At 64.4% G+C, this 19,926-nt stretch carries 18 protein-coding genes and 1 pseudogene; 7 read left to right on the forward strand and 12 right to left on the reverse strand.

The window, feature by feature from the left end; translation table 11 throughout:
- Positions 1–413: 413 nt before the first annotated feature.
- The 6 genes and pseudogenes from BN4346_RS49265 to BN4346_RS44535 form a co-directional block, all read left to right on the forward strand.
- Positions 414–515: pseudogene (locus BN4346_RS49265) on the forward strand (hypothetical protein); the annotation flags it as partial.
- A 130-nt stretch (positions 516–645) separates the two neighbouring features.
- Positions 646–894: a hypothetical protein gene (locus tag BN4346_RS49270; protein ID WP_067976666.1), complete on the forward strand. Its 249-nt coding sequence runs from the start codon at positions 646–648 to the stop codon at positions 892–894.
- Positions 895–1,057: 163 nt separating this feature from the next.
- On the forward strand, positions 1,058–1,489 hold the full coding sequence (locus tag BN4346_RS44520; RefSeq protein ID WP_067976667.1) for an MmpS family transport accessory protein: 432 nt from the start codon (positions 1,058–1,060) through the stop codon (positions 1,487–1,489).
- A complete protein-coding gene (locus BN4346_RS44525) occupies positions 1,486–4,359 on the forward strand; it encodes an MMPL/RND family transporter (RefSeq protein WP_067976668.1) in 2,874 nt (957 codons plus the stop codon). Before BN4346_RS44520 ends, BN4346_RS44525 begins: the two co-directional genes overlap by 4 nt.
- Positions 4,360–4,498: 139 nt before the next feature.
- A complete protein-coding gene (locus BN4346_RS44530) occupies positions 4,499–4,933 on the forward strand; it encodes a DUF5078 domain-containing protein (RefSeq protein WP_407695163.1) in 435 nt (144 codons plus the stop codon).
- A 9-nt stretch (positions 4,934–4,942) separates the two neighbouring features.
- Entirely contained in the window at positions 4,943–5,287 is a 345-nt protein-coding gene (locus BN4346_RS44535; protein WP_067976669.1) for a DUF732 domain-containing protein, read from the forward strand.
- Here BN4346_RS44535 and cydC read toward each other — a convergent pair.
- The 7 genes from cydC to BN4346_RS44570 all read right to left on the reverse strand — a co-directional run bounded on the left by cydC (position 5,241) and on the right by BN4346_RS44570 (position 12,373).
- Complete coding sequence (gene cydC, locus BN4346_RS44540; protein WP_096867744.1) at positions 5,241–6,944, reverse strand: thiol reductant ABC exporter subunit CydC; 1,704 nt, start codon at positions 6,942–6,944, stop codon at positions 5,241–5,243. The two genes, BN4346_RS44535 and cydC, sit on opposite strands and share 47 nt — an antisense overlap.
- Positions 6,913–8,517 carry a thiol reductant ABC exporter subunit CydD gene (cydD, locus tag BN4346_RS44545; RefSeq protein WP_067976671.1) on the reverse strand — a complete coding sequence of 535 codons (1,605 nt, stop codon included), beginning with the start codon at positions 8,515–8,517 and terminating at the stop codon, positions 6,913–6,915. Before cydD ends, cydC begins: the two co-directional genes overlap by 32 nt.
- Positions 8,518–8,579: 62 nt before the next feature.
- The gene (cydB, locus tag BN4346_RS44550; RefSeq protein WP_067976672.1) at positions 8,580–9,620 is read right to left on the reverse strand and encodes a cytochrome d ubiquinol oxidase subunit II; all 1,041 of its coding nucleotides are present in this window, start codon (positions 9,618–9,620) and stop codon (positions 8,580–8,582) included.
- A 31-nt stretch (positions 9,621–9,651) separates the two neighbouring features.
- The gene (locus BN4346_RS44555) at positions 9,652–11,139 is read right to left on the reverse strand and encodes a cytochrome ubiquinol oxidase subunit I (RefSeq protein WP_067976673.1); all 1,488 of its coding nucleotides are present in this window, start codon (positions 11,137–11,139) and stop codon (positions 9,652–9,654) included.
- A 32-nt stretch (positions 11,140–11,171) separates the two neighbouring features.
- Positions 11,172–11,453, reverse strand: a complete 282-nt coding sequence (locus BN4346_RS44560) for a YgaP family membrane protein (protein ID WP_235653793.1) — start codon at positions 11,451–11,453, stop codon at positions 11,172–11,174.
- A gap of 189 nt (positions 11,454–11,642) precedes the next feature.
- Entirely contained in the window at positions 11,643–12,041 is a 399-nt protein-coding gene (locus BN4346_RS44565; RefSeq protein ID WP_067976674.1) for a DUF302 domain-containing protein, read from the reverse strand.
- A gap of 62 nt (positions 12,042–12,103) precedes the next feature.
- Positions 12,104–12,373, reverse strand: a complete 270-nt coding sequence (locus tag BN4346_RS44570) for a metal-sensitive transcriptional regulator (RefSeq protein WP_067976675.1) — start codon at positions 12,371–12,373, stop codon at positions 12,104–12,106.
- A 131-nt stretch (positions 12,374–12,504) separates the two neighbouring features.
- Between BN4346_RS44570 and BN4346_RS44575 the strand changes: the two genes are divergently transcribed.
- Positions 12,505–12,882: a carboxymuconolactone decarboxylase family protein gene (locus BN4346_RS44575; RefSeq protein WP_067976707.1), complete on the forward strand. Its 378-nt coding sequence runs from the start codon at positions 12,505–12,507 to the stop codon at positions 12,880–12,882.
- A 66-nt stretch (positions 12,883–12,948) separates the two neighbouring features.
- Here BN4346_RS44575 and BN4346_RS44580 read toward each other — a convergent pair whose 3' ends face one another.
- The 5 genes from BN4346_RS44580 to BN4346_RS44600 form a co-directional block, all read right to left on the reverse strand.
- Positions 12,949–13,467, reverse strand: coding sequence for a hypothetical protein (locus BN4346_RS44580; protein WP_067976676.1), 519 nt, complete (start codon positions 13,465–13,467; stop codon positions 12,949–12,951).
- Positions 13,468–13,511: 44 nt separating this feature from the next.
- On the reverse strand, positions 13,512–15,716 hold the full coding sequence (locus BN4346_RS44585) for a hypothetical protein (RefSeq protein ID WP_067976677.1): 2,205 nt from the start codon (positions 15,714–15,716) through the stop codon (positions 13,512–13,514).
- The gene (locus BN4346_RS44590) at positions 15,713–17,137 is read right to left on the reverse strand and encodes a hypothetical protein (RefSeq protein ID WP_067976678.1); all 1,425 of its coding nucleotides are present in this window, start codon (positions 17,135–17,137) and stop codon (positions 15,713–15,715) included. Before BN4346_RS44590 ends, BN4346_RS44585 begins: the two co-directional genes overlap by 4 nt.
- A gap of 263 nt (positions 17,138–17,400) precedes the next feature.
- Positions 17,401–18,966, reverse strand: a complete 1,566-nt coding sequence (locus BN4346_RS44595) for a site-specific integrase (protein WP_067976679.1) — start codon at positions 18,964–18,966, stop codon at positions 17,401–17,403.
- A 55-nt stretch (positions 18,967–19,021) separates the two neighbouring features.
- Positions 19,022–19,926, reverse strand: a 905-nt coding sequence (locus BN4346_RS44600) for a DNA polymerase domain-containing protein (protein WP_067976680.1), incomplete at its 5' end; no start/stop codon positions are given.

Below are 19,926 nucleotides of genomic sequence, written 5' to 3' on the forward strand. Positions count from 1 at the left end.
TCGGTCGACAGTACGATCCGACCCCCATGGTATACCGCATGGGGTATACGCGCCAATTGCCGCGCGGCCCCTTAACTCCCTTGACCTCGATCCATGTGTGCCACGAACGTCGAGTATGCGTCCGCCGCCTTGACGACCAGGCCCCCAGATCGGCCGGCGCTAACATGATTCGCCACTATGCCTTGGCCTGCGCCACGGCCACCGCGCGCAACTGCGCAATTTGCAGATTCATACCCCCAGGGGCGCCGCCGGTCTTTACGATTTCTGAGCTGGTGCCCTCAGCTCGGTCGGGGCGTCCGGCAGTTGTCGCCGCCGTGGGAGCTGCGGGACACCTTCACCATCTTGATTGAGCTGGAAGCCGCGGTGGTGTTCATCGGCGAGGGGTGGAGGAGATTGCCGGATCGCGGTCAGGGATGCCATCGGACCCTGTGCACGGCGTCACCAACGAGTTGCCAAAGCTGATACCCATGTTTCGGCAGGCCGACGATCGGCTGCTGATCTGTGCCACGAACTCGGTGCGGGCGCTGGATCCGGCATTCCTGCAACCAGGACGATTCGACTGCATCATTCCGATTGGCCCGCCGTATGCGACGGCCCGCATTGCGATGTGGGAGCGATTTCTCGGTTCGGCCGCAGACACCGTCGATGTTGACGCGCTGGTCGCCGAGACCGCGATGTTCACCCCCGGCAGATATCGAGTTTGCTGCGCGCAAGGGTGCGCAGTTCGGATTCGAACGCGAAATCGAGTTCCGCCGCGACGAAGCGGCGCAGACGTCGGACTACCTGCGGGCGATCAGCGAAACCAGCCCGTCGTTGACGCAGGCTGAGCTCACCGAGTTCGGTGAGGATACCGAGTTGTACACCCGCGGCTGTGATCCCCGCGGCGTGGCCTGAATCCGTTTTGCGTCGTGCAAGTTGGACGGGACCAGCGGGTGCAGCCGCTTCACTGGCATATACCCCCTCGGGTATGATATATCTCTGTAGCCGATCCACTTGGGACGGGTGCACGGCGGCCGGGAGGCTGTAGTGGGAGGCGGCCACGGATGGAGAGGCTTGAATGTTGACCTTTCTCAAGCGGGTTTGGGTGCCGCTGGTCGTCGCGCTGGCGGCGGTCGCCGGGACCCTGGCGGTAGTCAACCTTCGCGGCGTTTTCGGTTCCGGCGAGATCTTCCGCTGGGATGGCAGCGGCTCGTCGGTGATCGAGTCGATCAATGAAAAGCGGGTCGTGTATGAGGTTTTCGGGCCTGGTGACGCGAGCGGGGGAATCAGCTACCTGAATGAGGGGACGCAGCCGGTGCAGACATCGTTCACAACCCTGCCGTGGAGCTACACGATGACCACGACGAGTCCGGCGGTGATCGGCAATCTGGTGGCCCAGGGGGACGGCGATGAGATCGGTTGCCGCATCACGGTCAACGGCGACATCAAGGATGAACACTTCGCCACCGGTCACCACGCCCAGGTCTTCTGTCTGGTGAAAGCCGCATGAGCAGCCACGAGAACCTCCGTCCGGGGTACATGCGCCTGGTTCGCCGCCTCGCCTGGCCGCTGATCATCGGCTGGCTGCTGCTGACCGTCGGCCTCAATGTGCTGGTGCCGCCGATCGAGTCGGTGGCGCGGGACCACGCGGTGACGATGTCCCCGCAGGATGCGCCCGCAATGATCGCGGCAAAGCGCATCGGTGCGAAGTTCGAGGAGTTCGACTCCGATTCCATGGTCATGCTGGTGCTCGAAGGTGAGCGTGAACTCGGCCCGGATGCCCACCGCTACTACGACACGCTCATCGCGAAACTGGCCGCCGATCACGAACACATCCAGCACATCGCGAACCTGTGGGGTGACCCGATCACCGCCGCTGGCGTGCAGAGCAGCGATGGCAAGGCCGCCTACGCGCAGATCAACACTGCCGGTGATCAGGGCAGCACTCTGGGCAATGAGTCGGTCGATGCGGTGCGCAAGATCGTCGCCTCGGTGCCGGCACCGGATGGGGTGCGCGCGTATGTCACCGGGCAGGCGGCGCTGACCACCGACATGACCGAGGCCGCCGACAAATCCATGCTGAAGATGATGGCGGTCACCGGCCTGGTCATCATCATCATGCTGGCGATCGTCTACCGGTCGGCCAGCACCGTGGCGCTGGCGTTGGTGATGGTCGGTTTCGAGATGGGTACCGCCCGCGGCCTGGTGGCACTGCTGGGAAACCTTGGCCTGCTGGGGTTCTCGACCTTCGTGGTGGCGATGCTGTCGTCGCTGGCGATCGCGGCCGGCACCGACTATGCGATCTTTTTGATCGGGCGCTACCACGAGGCCCGCAATGCCGGCGAGGACCGCGAAACCGCCTGGTATTCGATGTTCCGCGGTACCTGGCATGTCATTTTGGGTTCGGGGTTGACGATCGCGGGGGCCTCGCTGTGCCTGCACTTCGCCCGGCTGTCGTATTTCAAAGCGCTGGGCATCCCGTCGGCCCTGGGTCTGGTGGTGGTGGTCGCCGGTGCGCTGACCGTCGCCCCGGCTGTCGTCGCGGTCGCCAGCCGGTTCGGTCTGCTGGATCCCAAGCGGGTGGAGGGTCGCGGCTGGCGGCGCATCGGCACCGCCAACGTCCGCTGGCCGGGGCCGGTGTTCGTGGCCGCGCTGCTGGTCACCCTGGCCGGCATGCTCGCGGTGCCGGGCATGAAGATCAGCTTCAACGACCGTTACTACATTCCGGCCGATCTGCCGGCGAACGTCGGCTACGACGCCGCCGAACGCCATTTCAGCGCGGCACGGATGAATCCCGATGTGCTGATGGTCGAAGCCGATCACGACCTGCGCAATCCGGCCGACATGATCATCTTGGATCGGATCGCCAAAAACATGTTCCGCACCCGCGGTGTGGAGCGGGTGCAGAGCATCACCCGGCCGCTGGGCAGCCCGATCGACCACACCTCGATCCCGTTCCAGATCAGCATGGGTGCCGTCCCGATTCAGGAGAATCTGCAGTTCATGACCGACCGACTCGCCGACATGGTCACGATGAGCGATGACCTGGGCGCCACCATCGATTCGATGGTGCGACTGCGGGATCTTGTTGGGCAAATGAACACCACCACCGCGCACATGACCGACCACATGGCGGCGATAGACGAGACCGTCAACGAGATCCGCGACCACATCGCCGATTTCGACGACGTCGCGCGCCCGGTCCGCAACTACTTCTACTGGGAGCAGCACTGCTTCAACATCCCGGTCTGTCATGCGGTCCGGTCGGTGTTCGACGCCTACGACGGGATGGACAAGTTCAGCGAGAACATGGAGCCGTTGCTCGCCGACATCGCCGACATGAACACGGTGATGCCGCAGATCGTCGGGCAGTTCGACCCGATGATCGCGGTCGCAAAATCCATGCGGGGCAGCCTGCTCTCGATGCACTCGAGCTTCGCCGGACTGGTGACCCAGATGGCGCGGATGACCGACACCGCCAGCGAGATGGGCCGGGCCTTCGACGCATCCAAAGCCGACGACTACTTCTACCTGCCGCCGGAGGCGTTCGACAACCCGGACTTCCAGAAGGGCTTAGCACTCTTCTTGTCCCCGGACGGCACGGCAGCACGGTTCATCGTCACCTACGACGCGGACCCGGCCACGCCCAAAGGTATTTCGTTCGTCGAGCCGATGCTCGCCTCAGCGCACGACGCGGTGAAGGGCACACCACTGACCACCGCCAAGTTCTATCTCACCGGAACCGCCGCGGTCTACAACAACATCCAAACCGGCGCGGAATACGACATCCTGATCGTCGGAGCAGCGGCGGTGACCCTGATCTTCATTGTGATGCTGCTGATCACCCGGGCGCTGGTGGCCTCGGCGGTGATCGTCGGAACGGTGCTGCTGTCACTGAGTGCGGCGTTCGGGCTGACCGTGCTGGTCTGGCAGCACTTGTTCGGCCTGGAGCTTAACTGGATCGCACCGGTGTTCGGCGTCATCATCCTGCTTGCCGTCGGATCAGACTACAACCTGCTGTTGGTCTCCCGCTTCCAAGAGGAAATCGGCGCCGGGATCAAGACCGGCATCATCCGCTCCATCGGTGGCACCGGCTCGGTCGTCACCGCGGCCGGTCTGGTTTTCGCGTTCACGATGATGTCCATGGTCGCCAGCGACCTGTACTCCATCGGTCAGGCCGGCAGCACAATCGGGCTCGGTCTGCTGTTCGACACCTTGATCGTGCGGTCGTTCCTGACACCGTCTTCGGCAGCGCTGCTCGGACGCTGGTTTTGGTGGCCGCAGAAAGTACAACAACGCCCGGCCCGTTATGTGTCGCGGGCTCCTCGGAGCCCATCGGCTGGCTCGGAAGCCCCTACCGAGGAGATTCCAACGAAATAAGCCGAGTTTCAACCGTTATCCCTGCCGACATATAAGGAGTGCACCCATGATGTGCGGGAACAATGTGCGCGGGTTCGGTTACTCGGCGTGGCGCGCCAAAAATGGCATCGGCGGCTACCGGCGCCGACAGCGCCGGGTGTTGAGCGCGGCCACTACCCTGCTGTTGGCCAGCACCATCGCTACGACGGTGTTGCCCGGTGTCGCGGCGGCTGATTCCACGCAGGACTACCCGATACCACGCAGGATCATTCAGACAACGTGCACCGCAGAGCAACTCTTGGGTGCCGCGCGCGACCGATCTCCCGTATATTACGAGCGGTATATGATCGATTTTCGTAATCACCCGTTAGAAGTTCAGCGGGCGGCGAAGGAGGAAATACATTGGTTTCTTTCGCTGAGCCCCGACGGCCGCAGAGCCCAATCCGAGGAATGGGCCACTCATTTCGCTGACCCCCTGACCGCGGCGTGGCCGAACTGGGGGAAGATCTTCTTCAACAACAAGGGCGTCGTCGCAAAGACCACTGGCGCGTGCTCCCAGTATCCTTCCGACGATGACACCGTATGGGACTGGTGAGACGCCGTGATGAGACTGGCAGGATTCGCGACGATCGTAGCTACCGCGATCACCTTGGCGGCGCCTGCGCACGCCGACATCGACACCGAGTTTGCTGATCAACTCCACAGCCATGGCATCTACGGCAGCCGCGACCACAACGCGTGGCTGGCCGAGATCACCTGCGAACGACTGCTCCGCGGCGTGGACGCCACCACCGCCGACTCAACCCGTTTCCTATCCACCAACCTTGCCCTGAATACCAGCCAGCCGCAGGCGGGGGCGTTTCTGGCCACCGCGCTCGCGTTCTACTGCCCGGATCGTGCACTCATGTTGGACTCGCCGACACCGCGTGGTGTTGTGAAGCAGGGTTGATATTGAGCACTGGACAGTGCATGTCGTTGGGTAGGTGGTGGCAAGCTATGACCACCGTCCGTTCTGCTTCGATCAGCCCGCCTTCGGGCTCGAGCAGCCTGCGCAGCAGCAGATCGGCGTCGCCAGCGTCGAGGTGCTCGGTGGGTTCGTCGAGCAGCACGATGCCCGCCGGCGAGAGCACGGACCGGGCCAGCAGCAGTCGGCGGCGTTGACCCGCGGACACCGCGTGCGCGCCGCCGGATAACACCGTCGCCAAGCCGTCGGGCAGGCCGACCAGCCACCCACCGAGCCCGACCCGGTGCAGCACCGCCATCAGCTCATGGTCACGGCAGTCGCCGCGGGCCACCAGCAGGTTGTCGCGGACGGTGGTGGCGAAAATGTGTGCGTCTTCGGCGAAAAAGGTGATGGCATTGCGCAATTGGTCTTCGTCGAAATCACTGAGCGCCCTCCCGTCCAACTCGGCCTGGCCGTGTAGTGGCGGCAACAGGCCGGCCAGCGTCATCAGCAGCGTCGTTTTGCCGGAGCCGCTGGGGCCGGTGACCGCGAGCCGGGCACCGGGTTGCAAGTCCACCGTCACCAGGGTCGAGCGCTCGGCACCGTGACCGACGCGGATATCGGCGGCGCACAGCCGGTGGGTCACCGGTGGATGCGACTGCGCCGGCGGGCGAGCCGGGTCGGTGCCCGGCTGATCTGCGGGGGTCAGGTCGAGCAGCCGCCGTGCCGCGATCCGCGACCGGGTCAACTGGATCGCCGCGCCCGGCAACGACGCGGTCGTCTCGAATGCCGACAGCGGCAACAGCATCAGGATCGCCAGGGTGGTGGGCGCGACGGTGGACGCAATCGAGATGCCGGCTATCACCGCGCCGAGCACGCTGACCCCGACCGCGGCGGTGGGCATGGCGGCGGCCACCGCGGCCGGTGTTGCCGCGGCGTCGACCGCGTCGGCCCAGGCGCGTTGCCGACGCTGCGATTCGGCGATGATAGCGGGCAGTCTGCCGCTGACGCGCAGCTCCGCGGCGTGCTCCAGCGCGAGCATCGCCGCCACGTCACGCTCGGCCAGGTGTTGGCGGGCAACGGCTTCCTGCGCCGCCGCCGCCCGCGCCGACAACCACGGTGCGATCACTCCGGCAGCAAGCAAGCAAACCGCCAGCACCGCGGCGGCCGCCGGCGAAATCACCGTAATCACCACCACAGCGGCCAGGCTCAGGACCGCCGCGACACCGATCGGCAGCAGGGCGCGCACCAGCACGTCGGACAGCACGTCGACATCGGCGCCGACCCGCGCCACCAGCTCACCGCTGTGCAGCCGGGTCGCGACGTCTGCGGGTCCGTGGGCCAGCCGGCGATAGATTGCGCCGCGGCCGGTGCCGGCCGCGCGCAGTGCGGTGTCATGGGTGGCCAGCCGCTCGCAGTAGTGCAGCACGCCTCGGGAAATCGCGAGCGAACGCACCGCGACGACGGCGATCGACAGGTCCAGTACCGGCGGCATCTGCCAGGCACGGGTAATCAGCCAGGCCGACACCCCGGCCAGCCCCAGCGCGCTGGCCTGCGACAACACCCCCAGCGTGATTGCCAGCGCCAGCCGGGGCAGTCGCGGGCGCAGCAGGGTTGACGCGCTCAGCAGATCAGGCCGGCGCATGACGACTCGCTTCCACATCGATCACTCGATCGCCGATCGCCAGCACCGGGTCACGGTGGCCGACGACGATCACCGTTACGCCGGCCTGCGCCCGCTCGACGAGGGCCCGCAACACCGCGTCTTCGGTCTCGGCGTCCAGGTGGGCGGTCGGCTCGTCGAACAGCAGCACCGGTGCGGTGGATCCGAGCGCGCGGGCCAGGCCGAGCCGCTGTCGCTGCCCCAGCGACAGCCCGACGCCGCCGCCCCCTATCTGGGTGTGCACGCCGCTGGGCAGCTCCGCCAATACCAGGTCGAAACCCGATGTCGCACAGGACGTTTCTGCGTCATCAAGTTCGCCGAACAGGGCTAGGTTCTCAGCGATACTGCCCGGGATCAGCATCGGGCGCTGCGGCAGCCAGGACAGCTGACGCCACCACCGGGCCGGGTCCAGATCGGCGACGTCGATCCCGGACACGGTGATCCGCCCCGACGTCGGCACAGTGAGCCCGGCGACGCACTCCAGCATGGTGCTCTTGCCGACGCCGTTGGCGCCGGTCAGCACCGTCACCTGGCCGGGCTCGATCACCGCGGTGAGATCGCGCGGCGCAAAGCCGTCCCGGCCGGCGACGCTAAGACGTTCGGTGCCGATCACCGCACCGCGCGCGGACACGCTCCGGTGTCCCGTGGTAGGGCCGGGCGAGTCGTCGATGAGCGCGAAAGCTTTGTCGGCGGCGGCGCGGCCGTCCTGGGCCGCGTGAAATTCCACCCCGATTCGGCGCAGCGGCCAGTACACGTCCGGCACCAGCAGCAGCACTGTGAGCCCAGCGGTCAGGCTCATCTGCCCGAACACTAAGCGTAGCCCGATGCTGACCGCGACCACGGCAACGCCGAGCATGCCCAGCAGCTCCAGCACCAGTGCCGACAAGAAGGCGATCCGCAGTGTGGCCATCGCCGAACGGCGGTGCGCGGCCGACAATTCAGCGATGCGATTCTCGGGCCCGGCAGCCCGACCCAGCGCGCGCAGCGTGGGAATGCCGGCGATCAGATCCAGTAGCCGGGCCTGCAAGCTCGTCATGGCCGCCAGCGCCGCCGCCGACCGGTCGGCGGTGGCCAGGCCGATCAGCACCATGAAGATCGGGATCAGCGGCAACGTGAACGCCACGATCACCGTCGACTTCAGGTCGTAGAGCGCAATCACCGCCACGGTTGCCGGGGTCAAGATCGCGGCCAGCACCAATGCGGGTAGGTAGGCGGTGAAGTAGGGGCGCAACCCGTCCAGGCCGCGGGTCACCACCGTCGCGGCGGCGTCGCGCCGGGCGGCTAGTTCACGGGGGGCTCGCGCGGTCACGGCGGTCAGCACCTGACCGGCCAGATCGGCGATCACCGCGCTGGCGCCCCGCTGGCCCAGCCGCGCCTGCAGCCAGTGGGCCGCTGTGCGAATTGCCCATAGTGCCGCCAGGATTGAGATCAGCGGCATCCAACGCTCGACGCTGCGGGTGGACGGGTCGGTGATAACCTGGGAGGCGATCTGTGCCAACACCATCGCCGAGGCGACCGCGCAGCCGGAGATCACCACACCGTAGGCCACCGTGGCGGCCAGGAACCGGCGCATCGCCGTCGATGCCCGCCACAAGCGTGGGTCCAGCGGTGGATGGCCTGACGAGTCGCGTCCGCTCAAGAAGGGGTCCTCGAAAGGCCGATCGACGGAGGTATCCGCTCGGCCGAGATCCGCTGCCGGAACACCCAATACGTCCAACCTTGGTAGGTGATCGCCAACGGGGCGAAGATCAGCGCTGCCCATGTCATGATCTTCAGCGTGTAGGGGGTCGACGACGCGTTATAGATCGTCAGGCTCCACTGTGGGTCCAGCGCTGACGGCAGCAGGTTCGGATACAGAACACCGAACAACAGGATCACCACCGCGGCCACCACCACCGCGGTCGAGAAGAAAGCCCAGCCGTCAGAGCCGCGGCGCCACACCAACCCCACCGCCGCCAACTGGGCGACGACCGCGACGACCAGCACCAGCCAGGTCCAGCTCTTGCCGTAGGCCAGCTGGGTCCACAACCCAAAACCGGCCACCAGCGCGGCCACCGGCAGCGACAACCACGTCGCAAATCGCAACGCGTCATCGCGGATCGCACCGGCGGTTTTCAACGCCACGAACACCGCGCCGTACAACAAGAACAACCCGCCGGTGGCCAGCCCGCCCACCAGCGTGTAGGGGTTGAGCACATCGGTGACCGACAGGTGAACTTGGTGGTCGGCGCCTACCGGCAGCCCGCGGACCAGCACCGCGAACGCCACCCCCCACAGCACCGCGGGCAGCCAGGACCCAGCCGCGATACCGAAGTCAGCCCAGGCTCGCCACTTCGGATCGTCGATCTTACCGCGCCATTCGATCGCGACCGCCCGCACGATCATGCCGAACAGGATCACCAGCAGCGGCAGATACAACGCGGAGAACACGGTGGCATACCAGCCCGGAAACGCGGCGAACATTGCGCCACCGGCAGTGATCAGCCAGACCTCGTTGCCGTCCCAGACCGGGCCGATGGTGTTCAGCGCCGCCCGGCGATGTTGCTCGGAGTCGCCGCTGCCGATCCGGCCGAACGGTTCCATTAGCATGCCCACACCGAAGTCGAAACCCTCCAAGATGAAAAACCCCAAGAACAGCACCGCAACCAGACCGAACCACAGCTCCTGCAGGCCCATCTCGACTATCTCCTTCCCAGATTCGCAGCCCTTAGTAGGCGAATGACAGCGGAGCCACCTCGTCGCTACCGGGCGGAGCCGGCGGGGCGAGTTCGGCGTCGTGCTCCTGCGGCCCTTCGACGACGTAGCGCTGCAGCAGCCGGAACCAGATGACCGCGAGCACCCCATAAATCAGGGTGAACATCACCAGCGACGTGACGACCATTGCGGGTGAGTGACTCGACACACCTTCGGCGACGGTAAGACGGACCAGCTGGTCACCGGTCGGGTTGGGGGCGACAATCCACGGCTGGCGCCCCATCTCGGTGAAGACCCAGCCCGCGCTGTTCGCCAAGAACGGCGTGGGAATGGTCAACAGCGCAAACCAGGAAAACCACCGCCGATTCGGGACCCGGCCGCCGCGGGTCAGCCACAGCGCGGCCAGCGCGAACAGCACCGGAACCGCCAGCAGCCCGATCATCGCCCGAAACGACCAGTAAGTGACGAACATGTTGGGCCGGTAGTCGTTCGGCCCGAACCGCTGCTCGGAGTCCTGCTGGATGTCGCGCACACCCCGCAGCTGCACGTCGCTGAACTGACCTTTAGCCAAAAAGGGCAGCACATAAGGCACCTCGATCACCCGGGTGAGGTGGTCGCAGTCGTTCTGCCGGCCGATGGTCAGGATCGAGAAATGCGGGTCGGTCTGGGTGTCGCACAACGTTTCCGCGGATGCCATCTTCATCGGCTGCTGGACGAACATCAGCTTGCCCTGGATATCGCCGGTGAACAACAACCCCACCGCCGCGATCAGCGTCACCCAGCAGCCAAGGATGGTCGCCGGGCGGTACATGCTGCGGGCGTCGTGCTCAGCCGCGGCCGGGTCGGTTTCCGCGCCTGCGGCAAGCCCGGTGCGGGAGCGGACCATCCACCAGGCGCACACCGCGGCCACAAACGCTCCCGCGGTGAGAAACGCCCCGCCGATAGCGTGTGAAACCGCCGCCTGCGCAGTGTTATTGGTGAATAACGCCATGATGCTGTCCAACTCGGCACGCTGCGTTGCGGGATTGTAGTGCGCGCCGACCGGATGCTGCATGAACGAGTTGGCCGCGATGATGAAAAACGCCGACACATTGGTCGCGACCGCGACGATCCAGATGCACGCCAGGTGCACCCATCGGGGCAATCGGCCCCACCCGAAGATCCACAACCCGATGAAGGTCGACTCGAAGAAAAAAGCCGCCAGGCCCTCCATGGCAAGCGGGGCACCGAAAACATCGCCGACGAACCGGGAGTACTCACTCCAGTTCATGCCGAACTGGAACTCCTGCACGATGCCGGTGGCCACACCCAGCGCGAAGTTGATCAAAAACAGCTTGCCGAAGAACTTGGTGAGCCGATACCAGGCCGGGTTATCGGTGATCATCCACACCGTCTGCATCATCGCCACCAGCGGCGCCAGACCGATGGTCAGTGGCACGAAGATGTAGTGGTAGACGGTGGTGATGCCGAACTGCCACCGGGAAACATCAAGGGTATTCATCGGTCACCTCCCCAGCCGCCGCGAACCTATTACTACGCAGGGTAGTAGCTTTGGCGCTCACGTTCGGCGGCCGTTACGAACCCCAGCCGATGCAACAGCACACTCATTGGACACCAGCCAAGCGCCCCATTGAGCACCAGGTTCGCCCCGACCCATCCCGCGAGCACCCGCAGGCGGCTCACATGCCCAGACTGTGCGACCTGGGTTATCAGCACCACAGCGCCGGCCATGAGGCTCACGATCCGCTCGATCGTCCATCCCTGTGGCTTGGGCATACCGAACATGCCGCGCTCCGTTAAAACCTGGTCCTGCATCGTAACCCTCCTCGTCGGTTCGCCTACCGACTCATTTTGTTCTTTGTCGGTCAAGTCGTCAGGTCAGGTAGCTGCGTCGGCTCGTAGCGCGGCGCGACGTAGCCGAGAAGTCTCAGCGGGATGATGGCGGTGATCAACCCTTTCCCGGTGGGGGCTGACGGGGAGGAGGTCGCCACAGATCAGCTCAGATCAGAGCGCGCTGATCGCGGCGCGTAGTTTAGCGGCGGCTTGGTCGGCTATATCTTGCAGGCTCGGCTGGCCGGTGACCTGCACCATGAGTTGCGGGTCCATCGCCTCGACGATGACCGTGCCGCCTTGGTTATTGGCTGAATCGGCCCGCACCACAACGTTGCACGGCAGCAACTGGCCGATCTGGCGATCCACATCCAAAGCGCGGTGCGCCAGCTCCGGGTTACAGGCCCCCAGGATGAGATAGTCCTCCATGTCCTGGCCGAGCTTTTGTTTCAGCGTGGACTGAACGTCGATCGTGGTCAGCACACCGAAGCCCTGATCGGCCAGCGCCTGAGTCGTCCGCTCCACGGCATCGGCGAACGAGGTGTGCAACGTGGTGCTCAACCCCAAGGTCATTTCGTTCCTCCTCTATGTCGTCTGTGTCACGGTGTCGGTTGGTGATCGCGCACGGGTGAAATTTAGGCCAGGGCCAAGAAAAGCTTCTCCAGTTCGGCTTCGGTCAGACGTGGCCCGCCGCCCGAGCTGGTATCGCTGATGCAGTCCCGAAGCCCGCAGGCGACGATCTTGAAGCCGGCCCGGTCAAGGGCGCGTGACACCGCTGCCAGCTGGGTCACCACGTCTTTGCAACCGCGGCCCTGCTCGATCATGGCGATCACCCCGGCCAGCTGCCCCTGGGCACGCCGCAACCTGTTGAGCACCGCGGTGATGCTGTCCTCGTCACCAATCATCGTTTCCTCCACATCCGGTTGATAGCTGTAAGCGTACCCCCTGGGGTATAAGTGCGCCAAACGTCCACGCCGCTGAGTCGATCAAGCTACCGCACTATCATACTGATACGGGTATAGGTATTATGGCCGTCATGGACGAACACGACCAATACCACGACGTACTCGATGACCTCAATCCGCAACACCGCGCGTTGCGGCAGATGATCCCCGGGGTCTACCGCGGATTCGCTGAGATGAGCAGCGCCGCGCTGACCTCGGGCGCATTGGACAAAAAAGTCAAAGAACTCATCGCGGTGGCCATCGGGGTCGTAGCAGGCTGCGACGGCTGCATCGCCTCGCACGCCCAAGGCGCCGCTCGTGCCGGCGCCACCAAAGAAGAAGCCGCCGAAGCCATCGGTGTCAGCATCTTCATGCACGGTGGGCCGGCCACCATTTACGGTGCCCGGGCCTACACCGCCTTCTGCGAATTCGCCGATGCCGCCGGTGCTTCGGCGGGATCGCCCCAATGAGCAACGCGTGGCGCACAGACCCGCAACGCGTCGGTCCCGCGTTGCTTGTGAGGCTCGACCCATAAGCTAAGACGGACTGGACTCATTCAGTGGGAGAACATCGACAGAATGTCTGGCCATTCGATCGAGCTTGCCTTGGAGTCTGGCCCGATCTCGAATACTGACCTGAAGCTGCTCGGACAGGGCCTGGACGACGGCTTCAAGCTCCGTGCGCTTTTCACGAGCTGATTTGTAGCGCCGTTCAGCATCGAGGGCACGTTCCGTCATCGCGTGGAGTCTCTTGTTCCATTCGTGCTCTTGCGGTGTGACGACTTCGTCCTGCTTCGCTACTGCCCGGTCCATCCAGTCGCCGAGGTCGCTGAGTGCGCCCCGCACGAGTCGGGTGCGTCCGACACCTGCTTCGTTGGCCAAAGCGACGACGCTGCGCTTGCCACGGTTGACCGGCTTTGGGGTGGGATCACCGGTGAGCAGGCTGCGCATCGCGACGAGGACGGCCTTGCGGGTGGGGTTACGTTCGGCTTTGATCTCGTCGTCGGTGGGAGGCCAGTTCCGTTCCGCGATGGGGATCTCAGAGCCGGATGTCATGCCAGGTACCCCTGCTTTGTGAAGCGGGGCGATTGCATCAGCGTTCATTCGTCTCGGACATCAGTTTCCGACTCTCCCGTGCTGGCCGTGCTTGTCTTAGCCTGTTCGGCGGTCATGATGTCCAGTAGGGGCAGCGCTGTGGTTTCGTGTTCGGCGATGTGCTCTTCGAGGTGTGTGATCCGCTTGTTGATCCGCGCGGCCAGGATCGGGTTCGCGTTCTTTACTCGCGCTCGGAGTTGGGCGGCTTCTTCTTTGTCTTGGGCGATCGTCGCGTCGGTGTAAACACGGTTGCCGCAGTAGACCTTGCAGTCGTTTCGGTTCGGTTCACCGTCGTTTTCCCGCGAGCAGGCCATCGTTTCCGGCCTCAGAGGATTGGCCAGGCAAAGACAGCCATGGCCAGGATTCTCCCGGACGACCAGATCGGGGTCGCGACGAAGTCGGCGTTCGTCCTTCTTCGACAGGTCGGCATAGGTGCCGGGAAACCGCTTGGCGCCGAACCGGTTGAGAGCCTTTCCGAGCTGCTTGGCCGCTGGGCCGGACGCTTTCATTCCGCTTTTTGCGGCGTTCGCATGGTCTTGCAGTGTGGTGTAGAGAGCACGTGTGCGTTCTTCGTCCATGGTCGCGGCGATGCCGGAGGTAATCGTGGAGGCGTACCCATCGGTGGTGGTCGACTGCATGTGGCCGAATTGGACGCCCGCAGCGGCAAGACCGTCTGGCTGGTTGACGATGTGCCAGGCGACGCTGCGACGAAAGCGGTCGAGCGTGACGTTTCCCGCCGGGTCAGGGTCGATGTGATGAGTCTGATCGATGCCGAGTTCGGTACGCAAGCCGTTCGCGAACTCGATGAGTTCCTTGATCCATCGAGTCATCGTCGTGGTCAATACTGGTTGATCGTGCGACTTTGGGTAAGTCATCAGCCCAGCGGAGCCGGTGATTTCGGCGAGGCGTTCGAGCGCCGTGATCGCGTCGGCGCCGGGCTTGATGGTGGCCCACACCCACTGCTTGCCTCCGCGGTCCTGTTGGTCGTTGTCGTCACGGACAGCCTTGAAGATGCGCCCGTCGATCCGGTAGGAGTAGGCGCCGTCCGGGCGTGGAATTGTCCGCAGCGCGCCGCGCTTCAGCTTCGCGCACTCCTCGCCACGCATTCCTGTGCACGTGCAAATCAGGATCGCCGCCGCAGCCTGGAGGACGCGCTGCAATTTTCCGATATCCCGGTAGTCGATCAGCTGAAGCCAGGGCTGCCCCTCGATGACGCCCGTGACCGGCACCGGAATCGGCTGCGGCAGATCCGGATTCACTGAGAACGTGCCGCCACGTTGCCTGCGCCAACTGCTGAAGTCGCGAACATGGATCTCTCCTCCGTGGAGAGCGATGAGGTACTGCGCAGCGATATGCCCCGTGATCTCGCCTTGAGGCAGGATCCCACCGCGGGAGGCCACAATCTGTTCGACCGCGTCGAAGCCCGCGCGTGAACTTTCTTTAGGTTGGGGGCAGCTCGAAACCGCGTTCCACCACTTCACGGCGGCGACGATGTCAGGGGTGCATTTGAGGATCTGCTGAGACCACCACAGCAGCGGCGCGAATGCGTCCGGGTGAATGATCTCCTTGCTATTGTCAGCGGCACGCGCACGGCGGCCCCCTCCGAGGTATTCGCCAGACCAAGACGGCTCAACCATGCGGTTGGCTTCTGGGAGATCGTCGGCCAGGTGCGCAATCACCGCTGTATACCCCAAGTGCTGCGCCTTCGCAGACTGGCTAGATCGCGTTTCGTCAGCGAGGAGTGCCGTTGCATACGTGTCGAGCAAGTCGGTACTCACGTCGCAGAGTTGGGTGATCCCATGCTGTCCGAGGAAATGAGCAAAGCGGCGCAGCGCCGCGAACCGTTGGTACACCGATGCTGCCGATGGCCACCTCCGACCGTTGCTTCCCGCAAGGTAGGCCACCGGGGCCGGCCTGTTAATGATCAGCCATACGACGCGCTTGAATGGTGTGATCAGATGCGGCGGGACCGAATACTGCTGCTCTTTGAGCCCGGGGATCCAGTGCAGGTTCTGGACGGTGCCGCGGGTGACCCCCATGGGTCGAAGCGACCATGTGTCATCGGCGAATACGCTTCCTGGAAGATCGGGGTGCTTCACTCGCAGCGGATGCACGATGACCGGGCCGGCCTCGGCGGCGGCCCAGTCGACGGCGGCTCGAATGTCGTTGCTGCCGGCAAGATCACGGGCGTTCGTAGTGCCTCGGCTCACGTGTATCGCCCGTTGAGTAGCAGATGAATTTCGGTTCGATCTTCGTCGGTGATGGTTTGTTCGGCGGCAGCGTATTCGTCGGCGAAGATGACTGTTCGGTCATCGATGAGGGCGAGCAGGCACCCGTAGGCCATGGCCCGGAAATCCGTCCAGTCGGGCCCGTCGGTGGATGCGATGGCTTCTAACTGGTGGCGCAGTTCGATGAGCCGGGGGAGGTGGCGCGAGGTGGCGAAGGCATTGGTGCATTGCAGGCACAGCAGGAAGTCGTCGCCGCATGGCTGGCCGGTTAGGGGGTGGTGCTCCCAGTCGATGCAGCCGCCAATGGTCGTATCGGAGTCGGTCGTCGCCATGCCGCGCTCAAACCGCATTTTGAGGTGGCGCTCGGCGTTCTTGATCACCGCCCACAGCCCGGTCTCTACCGCCGCGGTCATGAGCCGCTCACGTTCGACTTCCGACGCTTCGATGTAGCTTGTGGACCACGTTGCGCGTGAATGGCCCTGGGGCGTCCGGTCAATGAGTACTCGGACGGTCTTTCGGATGCGGGTGAACGAGATCGGCTCGTCTTGGTTCGGCCACCATTTGAGCCTGCTCAGCTTGAGGTGACTGGGGGTCAGGCCGACCGAAGGAGACGAGTCCAGAGCCTTCATCACGGGCCAGTAGACGATGAGGCGATCAGCTCCGGGCAGGTCGTTCGCCGCCAGGTAATCACGTCCCGGTTGCGTCATCTGGATGATTTTTGTCATCGCCCGGCGCGCGTTCTTCGGTATCGCATGGAAGTCGTATGGGTGATCGTGTCGCCGCCGCTTTTCATCTTCGACACTCCAAATATCTTCACTGACACCGAGCCCCGGAGCGGCCGATGGAACCTTCCGTTCGTTGATCGGGGTGAAGTTCGCTCCTTCCAGGCAGGCGATGAGCACAGCGATAGCGACTGCCCCCTCCTGGCTGACGAACAGCATCGGTCGTGCCGCGTTGACCCCCGAATATCTGTAGTCGGAGACCGTGATTCCCAGCGCATCGCGAGTCGCATCCGATAGCGGAGCACCGGCCGTGGCAACTTCATGAAGCGCGTCGACGCGAGCCCTCTGCTCAGGTGGGAGTTTCGTACTGTCACGCCGCCGCAGCATGAGGAGATTTGGATAGATGCGCTGGTACTCGGCATTGACGGCGACTGTTGCTGCCTTGAGGATCGCGTCGTACACAACCTTTGGATAGGGCTGACTTTCGGCGGCGTCCCTCTTCGGGAGCCGTCGATTGAGGTGTTTCGGCAGGTCGGGGTGAAGTCGATGTGGATACCGACGAAGCACCTGCCGCACCGTGACCAATTGCCTGTGCTGGGTATTGCTCTTGATTCCCTTCGCCGCCAAGTGCAGCAGGTAGTCGTTCCACCGGTCCGGGCTCAACTGGTCCAGGTCGCGCACATCGTGTTCGCCGCACCACCTCGCAAAATATTTCGTCCTGTCCCGATTTTGCCGTGCCGATTGGGCACTCTTCCAAACTCCGTTCACTCCCGTAAGTGCCTCGACAGCATCGGCGAATTGAACCCGCAGACGCGCATCACACGGCCACTCCCGAAGATCAATGACAGTAGGCGCATACGCCCCTGGAAGGGAGGCGACCACCACTTGCGGATCCTCGCGGCGCGTGACAACGCCGTCAGCTGACTCTCGGCGCGAACTTGCCGTCATGCGCCGGACCCGGTTAAATCGCGAATCTCAACAAGGTCGCGCGCCAGGGCTGACACCAGATCGCTCGTGGTGGCCATCTGGGCATTCGGGAGGCCGAACAGCCGGTCGAAACGCAGCCGTTGCACCCGCGGCATATAGGTATTCCGCGTCGTCTCCACCGACCTGTGACCCAAAACGTCCTTCACCGTGCGGAAGACCTCGTCGTAGCGAGACCCGTCCCCGTAGGCGATGCTCTCGTCCCACCCGTGCGCGGCGTCGAGCCGCTGATGCAGTTGAACTGCCAGCGCCAGCGCGAAACTGAAACGAAGGCAATGCGGCGTCACGGTCAACTCGTCACTGGCCGCCCCGCCGGTGGCTTCAACTGCTGACCAAAGCCGCTCGTTGGCCGCATCGAAAACCCCGATCCACGACTCGTGATGAAACGGGGTTCCACCTTCGCTGAGCCACAACGCCATCGGTTCCGGGCGACCGTCGCGGAGCCAGAACAGACGGCGCCGCAGAGCTGGCTTCAGAGTGTTCAGCGACATCACAGCGCCGTCGTCTCGGACGGCTTCGAACGTTCCCTTGCGAGAGCGCCGGACCTCCGTTACCCAGATGATGTCCTCGATCGCGTCATAGCGGCCCTCCCGTATTGCCCGGCGGACGGCTGCGGCCCGGGCGACAGTCATGTAGCTGCGCAATGTCTGCATTACAGTGGGCGCCGCGTACCACATCCGCGCCTTGCTGTACTTGGCGATCGCCGCCGGCAACTTCGCCTCAATCGCGTCCGCTGATGGCAGTTCCGCCAGCAGTAGCGCGCCTGCTTCCTGCACGCGCAGACCGGTTGAATAGACGAAGTCGGTGAATGCCGTGTTGCGCAGTGAATTGCGGGCGCGACACGACTCGTCCTCGCCAGCCGCTCGCCACTGGCTCGCACCGATCCGTTCAACACCGCGGCCACGTAAGCCAACGTCACGCCACAGCCGGTAGGTGCCGGGGACGATCCACCGGTCCCTGTCCTTGCGCACGAACGCTGCGTTGGCCCTTACCCCGGGCACCCTTGTGGCACCGTGCCCGCCGGGCACTGGATTCGCCTCAATCACAGGGCCATTCGGTGTGATCAGTACCTTGCGGCTCACGGCCCAGTCGTACAAACCCCTGAGCGCGAAGACCGCCTTGTTCCACGTTGCGCCCGTCACCGAATCAGCGAACTGCAGGTGATCAGTTCGGCGGATCTTGTAGTCGATGAAGTCGTCTTCCGTTGCTTCCAGCCAGGTCAGCGGATCGTCCTGACCTCCAAGAAAGCCGCACCACTTTGCGATCTCGAGTGCGTACGTCTTTCGGGACGACAAGTCCAAGGAGGTGAACTTCGGGCACGAAGTGAAATAGAGCACCAGCCACTCATCGAGTTCGCCGTTACTCGACAGCAGGATCGGCGTACCCGTCACGAGCCCCGGTGGATGATCACGTCCGTCCACCGCGCTGCAGTCATCCAGCACATCCGAATACCCGGACGGCCAGGTACCCGCGTTGCTGGTTGTCAGCACTGTCCACGTCTTTGCTGGAGCGGCGGCGGACAGCATGACTGCACCGTAAACCGGATCAAAAGTCCATCTGGCGCGACACGCCCGCACATACCTACTTCCTACGGAACACCGACGGGTAGGGCATGTCCCCCAGTCCGCGGGCTTCGTCGGCAGCCACCAGTTCGAGCAACGGCTCAAGGGATTGTTCGAGGTCGTCGATGGTGCTCCACGGGTCACCGCGCCGTGCGATCAAGTCCGGCACGGTGCTCATTGTGTAGTCGTCCGGATCGGCACCGTCGCCTAGCTCGTCCCACGTCAACGGCGTGGACACGGTGGCGATCGGCGTGGCCCGCACCGAATAGGCCGACGCCATGGTGCGGTCGCGGGCGTTCTGGTTGAAGTCGACGAAGATCCGCGCGCCGCGTTCTTCCTTCCACCAGGAGGCGGTCACCTGCTCCGGTGCGCGCCGCTCGATCTCGCGGGCCAGGGCGATCCCGGCCCGGCGGACCTCGATGAAGTCCCAGTCGGTCTTGATCCGCAGGTAGACGTGCAGGCCGCGGCCGCCGGAGGTCTTGACGTAGCCGACCAGCCCGAGCTCGTCGAGCAGCGGGCGCACCACCTCCAGCGCGACCGCACGGGCCTGCGCGAAACCAGTGCCCGGCTGCGGGTCCAGGTCGATGCGCAGCTCGTCGGGGTGGTCGGTGTCGGGACAGCGCACCGGCCAGGGGTGAAAGGTCACCGTGCTCATCTGCACGGCCCACAAGATGTCGGCGGGCCGGGTGACCTTGAGGACGTCGGCGGTTCGGCCGGAGGGGAACGTCACCTGGCAAGACTCCAGGTCTTCGGGGTGCCCCCGCGGCAGCCGCTTTTGGTAGACCTCCTCGCCGTCGATGCCGTCGGGGAAGCGCTGCAGATGGCTGGGCCGGTCGGCCAGGGCATGCAGCAGCGGTCCGCTCGCCACCGCTAGGTAGTAGTCGGCCAGCGCCCGCTTGGTGCCGCCGGCGCCCAGCCGGGAGA

The organism is Mycolicibacter icosiumassiliensis (genome assembly GCF_900078685.2).
GTDB classification, from domain to species: Bacteria; Actinomycetota; Actinomycetes; order Mycobacteriales; family Mycobacteriaceae; genus Mycobacterium; species Mycobacterium icosiumassiliensis.

Coding starts and splice junctions, on each gene's coding strand:
- BN4346_RS49270 (WP_067976666.1), top strand. CDS start 646: ATGTTGACGCGCTGGTCGCCGAGACCGCGATGTTCACCCCCGGCAGAT.
- BN4346_RS44520 (WP_067976667.1), top strand. CDS start 1,058: ATGTTGACCTTTCTCAAGCGGGTTTGGGTGCCGCTGGTCGTCGCGCTG.
- BN4346_RS44525 (WP_067976668.1), top strand. CDS start 1,486: ATGAGCAGCCACGAGAACCTCCGTCCGGGGTACATGCGCCTGGTTCGC.
- BN4346_RS44535 (WP_067976669.1), top strand. CDS start 4,943: ATGAGACTGGCAGGATTCGCGACGATCGTAGCTACCGCGATCACCTTG.
- cydC (WP_096867744.1), bottom strand. CDS start 6,944: ATGTGGAAGCGAGTCGTCATGCGCCGGCCTGATCTGCTGAGCGCGTCA.
- cydD (WP_067976671.1), bottom strand. CDS start 8,517: ATGCGCCGGTTCCTGGCCGCCACGGTGGCCTACGGTGTGGTGATCTCC.
- cydB (WP_067976672.1), bottom strand. CDS start 9,620: ATGGGCCTGCAGGAGCTGTGGTTCGGTCTGGTTGCGGTGCTGTTCTTG.
- BN4346_RS44555 (WP_067976673.1), bottom strand. CDS start 11,139: ATGAATACCCTTGATGTTTCCCGGTGGCAGTTCGGCATCACCACCGTC.
- BN4346_RS44560 (WP_235653793.1), bottom strand. CDS start 11,453: ATGCAGGACCAGGTTTTAACGGAGCGCGGCATGTTCGGTATGCCCAAG.
- BN4346_RS44565 (WP_067976674.1), bottom strand. CDS start 12,041: ATGACCTTGGGGTTGAGCACCACGTTGCACACCTCGTTCGCCGATGCC.
- BN4346_RS44570 (WP_067976675.1), bottom strand. CDS start 12,373: ATGATTGGTGACGAGGACAGCATCACCGCGGTGCTCAACAGGTTGCGG.
- BN4346_RS44575 (WP_067976707.1), top strand. CDS start 12,505: ATGGACGAACACGACCAATACCACGACGTACTCGATGACCTCAATCCG.
- BN4346_RS44580 (WP_067976676.1), bottom strand. CDS start 13,467: ATGACATCCGGCTCTGAGATCCCCATCGCGGAACGGAACTGGCCTCCC.
- BN4346_RS44595 (WP_067976679.1), bottom strand. CDS start 18,966: ATGCTGTCCGCCGCCGCTCCAGCAAAGACGTGGACAGTGCTGACAACC.